Source organism: Calditrichota bacterium, from assembly GCA_016867835.1.
Lineage (GTDB): Bacteria > Electryoneota > AABM5-125-24 > Hatepunaeales > Hatepunaeaceae > VGIQ01.
The window spans coordinates 1-4,437 of record VGIQ01000161.1; the positions used below are offsets into that span (position 1 = coordinate 1).

Genomic DNA, 4,437 nt, shown 5'->3' on the forward strand with positions numbered 1-4,437 from the left:
TTCCGAAGTGGTTTGGCGGGTAAGTTAGCCAATGTCCGGGACCAATAACTTCGACTTTTTGATACCGGCCTTCAACGAGGCTGGAACGCTGGCAGTACTTATTGCCGGGATCAGAGAAGAGGGCTTTGCGGGTGAAATAGTGATTGTCGATGACGGCTCAACCGATGCAACAGCCGATGTGGCAAAGAGCGCAGCCGGCGTCACAGTCCTGTCACATTCAACCAATCGAGGCAAAGGTGAAGCACTCAAGACCGGCTTCAATCATTTGATTGGTCGCTCGCAAGCGAAAGAACCGAATTGGATCATCACGATGGATGCCGATCTACAGCATCTGCCGGCGAGCCTTTCCGGGTTTATCGAAGCGGCTGAGTCGGGCCGTTTTGACCTAATCATCGGTGCCCGGCAGCGATTTGGAACGGCGATGCCGCTCCATAGGCGATTCTCAAATGGCTTGACCAGTCGGTTGATGTCGCTGGCGACTGCCCGGAAGATTCAGGATGCTCAATGCGGTTTTCGCTGTATAAGGCTCGAACTCCTGCGGAGCATCAAACTATCGACGTCGCATTACGATCTCGAGAGCGAGTTGATCTTCAAAGCCGTCAGGTTGGGCGCCAGAATCGGTTGGGTTGACATACCGACTACCTATAACGGAGCCTCCAGCGGTATTCATGGAGTAGCCGACACCGTTCGATTCGTTAGATTGTTCTGGCGACACATGACCGACGCTCTCTATCGGGAGGCGGCAAATGTATCGCGCTGAGCGCGACGCAATGGTAAAGTATCAGTTGGAGAAGCGCGGTATCGCCGACCGGCGGGTGATCGAAGCGATGCGGCGCCTTGAACGGCATCACTTTGTCAGCGTCGAAGAGGAGCCCTATGCCTATGAAGACCGCCCCATCGCCATAGGATACCGGCAGACCATTTCCCAGCCCTATATCGTTGCGCTGATGACCCAGACATTAATGCTTGGAGGCAGTGAACGAGTCCTTGAAATTGGAACCGGTTCAGGCTACCAGACAGCGTTGCTTGCGTTACTTGCCAGAGAGGTTCTTACCATTGAGCGGCATCCCGAACTGACAGTAAGGGCACGCAAGCGGATTGAGGTATTGGAGATCGTCAACGTCTCATTTAAGATAGGGGACGGGACGATTGGCTGGCCTGAACTGGCACCTTACGACCGGATTTTGGTAACGGCCGGAGCGCCGAAGGTGCCGCTGCCGTTGATCAGTCAACTGGAACCGGGGGGACGGCTGGTGATTCCGGTAGGGGGGAGGCGGACTCAGGTGTTAAAAGTCGTTTCCAAGTCAATCGGCGGCGACTTGTCGTTCGAGGAACGGGGAGGATGCCTCTTTGTTCCACTGGTGGGACAGGAGGGATGGGATAGCGAATAGACTGTCAGAATGAATGATGATGACGATGATAATAGCATTATAAATGGGTGCGGTTCATCTTGTTTGTCTCCCCGCTCAGCGGGGGGACTACAGGGGGGTAGAAGTGCAACCCCATATTGCCCCTCCTTTTATTCCCCCCCGCGATGCAAGGGGGAGAAGACAAGAACTAACTGCACCAAGTAGTAAGATGAGTAATTCATACGGGATGCTTCGCTTCGAAAACAGACATATACCACCAGATGACAATACTTGTGGAGTAATTCACTTCACCAGAACTACTCTCTTTGTAGATGATCGGCCTGATGCCATATCAGGGATAGAGAGAAAGTAAGGACCGTTAGGCAAGAGGCGTCCCGACTTATCCTTCGCCTCCCAGTTAAGGAGTCCCGGGTTATTTAAAGGTAATTGCTCTACAATCCGTCCGGCCAGATCGAAGATCTGGATCTTCGAACTTGTCGGGATATGCCCCTCGATATGGATAGACAACCGGCCATTGAACGGATTTGGCCAGATGCTGACCAAACGCCAATTCGTGGGGTAAGGCGAAGGCCCGGGGTGGTCGCCAACACCGGCTTCAATGCCGAACCAATCCATTATCGACGACAGAGCGGACTCCCGGCTCGTCGTCCCGCCTTGACCGCTGATTCCCTCAAAGCCGAATGCCAGGAATAGCCCCTTGGCGCCGGAAGGCTGCGTCCATCTGACGGCTGCCACCGAATCGTGCGTCCCGGTGTAGAATGCACAGGCCACTCCGCCGTTGACAGGGCTGACGGCAGCCGTTGAGGCTTGATTGTTCGCGCCGCGATTGCCAACCAGTAGAAAGTTCATCCCCTCGAACAGATCGTCGCCGGCAACTCCGGTAACCTGTCGACGCCCGGTGCTATCAGCAACCCGGCGACTATGCAGAAAGTTGCTCATGAACTGCGAGTCGTGCAAATCGTCGACGACATTTTGACCGGTTACGAAGACATGCCCGCCACCACGATGAAAGGCCGCCAGTTCAGCCCGGTCATCTGAGGGAACTGTCCCGGTGCGGCGATTGCCGGTGAAGTAGATGATAGCCTGGAAGCCGGTCGTAAGCGATGCAATGCTTCCGCCGGTCAACCTCGTCCAGCGAATGAAGGGATAGCCTGCTGCATCGAGACTGCTCTCATAGAAGGGGCTAAACGTCGTTGCCGAGTCGTTATCGACCAGTAGAATAGGCGGCTGTTCAAATCGTAAGGACATACTATTCACCTCACCTGCACGCACCTCGTAATCTTCTATTACGCGACTGACATAGGGGAAGACCGGATCCAGTTCGACCCGGTAACGACCGGTCATCATCCTGCCGGAACCGAAGTTTCCCGGTGGAACGTGAATCTCCACCGGTGGCTCCGTAGAGTCGAGTGCGGTGTGATAGAATCGAGCCATTAGTTCAATGCTCTGGTCGCGCTCGTTGAGGGCTGAGACTTGAACCTCGGCAGTCGGCAGAGCTTCGATTCGCCAGCGAAGGGTATCGTCGCTGCGGTCGGCATCTTCCTCGTGAAGGAGGACTAATTCGAAGTTGTGACTACCCGGAGCGGGAATTTCCCAAGTTTCGTGAAGTATGACCTCGGCGGGATTCCATCCCTCGATGACGAACCGGTCTTCGACCTCAAGCGCACCGGTCAGGCGAAAAGGAACTATTAGTCGTTCCTGTGCTCCTTCGGATACGAGGCTTACGCTGAGACGCAATCCTTCGCCAGCCGGGTATGGCCGGTTGAGGCGAGGCGACAGGAGTCCTAACACTGCCGCATCGATCTGAGGCAACTGATCGAGGTTGTTATATAGACCCATCCAGGCGGTATAGGCGCTGACCCAGGATTGGTCACGGTTGTCGCGGTCGCCAATGGTTGCCGGGATGCCGCCATCGTGGTCATGATCCTGTGCGATCAGGCTGTCAACTATTGCGATGGCATTAGAAACGTATTCTCGGTTGCCGGTCAGTTGAAAAGCACTCCACCAGGCATGGGCATACCAGATGTTCCATGAGTTGTTCCACTCTCCGCGACCGGCAAAGATATCCATCTGTTCAAGGCGGGACACCGCCCACTCGCGCGTGTCGTCAGGCCGGTCAAAGCCGAGGGAGTTGAGGACCCCCCACATAGCCGTCCCGCCGCAGAGAGCCCATATCTCATTGGCATTGAGGCGGGCTGGTCGAGCGTCGATCCAACCTATCACATCTGTCGCAATTTCAAGCGCCGCATTGCGATAGTCATCGTTGTTAATGTTCTCCGCAAACAGAAAGAGCGTTCCGGCGGCCCATCCGGCGACCAGCGGCATGAGGCGATCTGCATGGTCAGGAGTGAACTCCGGCGTGAACTCGACGAGGTGGTCGGCGCATTGAATGGCATACTCAAGTCGATCGTTGCCATAAACTTCACGATATGCCATCTCTGCCATTATGCCCCAACCGGCATTATGCAAGGCATAGAACTGACCGGGAGGCGACTCCCGCCAGGCCGGGAATCGCGTGCAATAGAGCCAGGCGGCTTCGATGTTCGCCCGATAGCGATCCGGGTCGTCGAAGAGCAAGCCGTAGAGCGACCATACCCGAATCGCCTCCTGTGTGTTATCGGTCTCAACAATAGCCCAGAGCGCGTTGTCCTCGCCCTCGTGCAGACCACCGAAGTTGGCATCTTCGGGATCCGATTCCTGCATTCTGGTCAGAAATTCACAGGTGGCAAGGAACTGGCCATAATAGTTGCCTGGGTCGCGCCGAGGTAGTTGTGGTCTGTGAGGCTGCAGACGGTCAAGCGGTGAGTCGATCGGCCAGAGGCGGTCAATGGAGTCTATCTGTGGTGTGGTAGCAATAACAAGTGATGGGACAGCAAGATGAAGGACGATTGAGAACGCGATATAGAAAGGATAGGTTTTCACGTCATAAGCCTCGCGAAAGGGAGTAAGGAGGAAGATCGGATGCCGGCAAGAACGCTTGCGAAGTAAAGGCAATAAAATGTCCGATAAGATATATTATGTTAAGTATTGTATGGAGTGACTTTGGCGATTAGACGACGAAATTGAC

Annotated in this window: 3 protein-coding genes; 2 read left to right on the forward strand and 1 reads right to left on the reverse strand. The window is 54.9% G+C overall.

What is annotated here, in order from left to right; translation table 11 throughout:
• The first annotated feature begins 31 nt into the window (after positions 1-31).
• The gene (locus tag FJY67_11460; protein ID MBM3330065.1) at positions 32-760 is read left to right on the forward strand and encodes a glycosyltransferase family 2 protein; all 729 of its coding nucleotides are present in this window, start codon (positions 32-34) and stop codon (positions 758-760) included.
• A complete protein-coding gene (locus tag FJY67_11465) occupies positions 747-1,391 on the forward strand; it encodes a protein-L-isoaspartate(D-aspartate) O-methyltransferase (GenBank protein ID MBM3330066.1) in 645 nt (214 codons plus the stop codon). Before FJY67_11460 ends, FJY67_11465 begins: the two co-directional genes overlap by 14 nt.
• Before the next feature lie 261 nt (positions 1,392-1,652).
• Here FJY67_11465 and FJY67_11470 read toward each other — a convergent pair whose 3' ends face one another.
• Positions 1,653-4,364: a T9SS type A sorting domain-containing protein gene (locus FJY67_11470; GenBank protein ID MBM3330067.1), complete on the reverse strand. Its 2,712-nt coding sequence runs from the start codon at positions 4,362-4,364 to the stop codon at positions 1,653-1,655.
• Positions 4,365-4,437 lie beyond the last annotated feature (73 nt).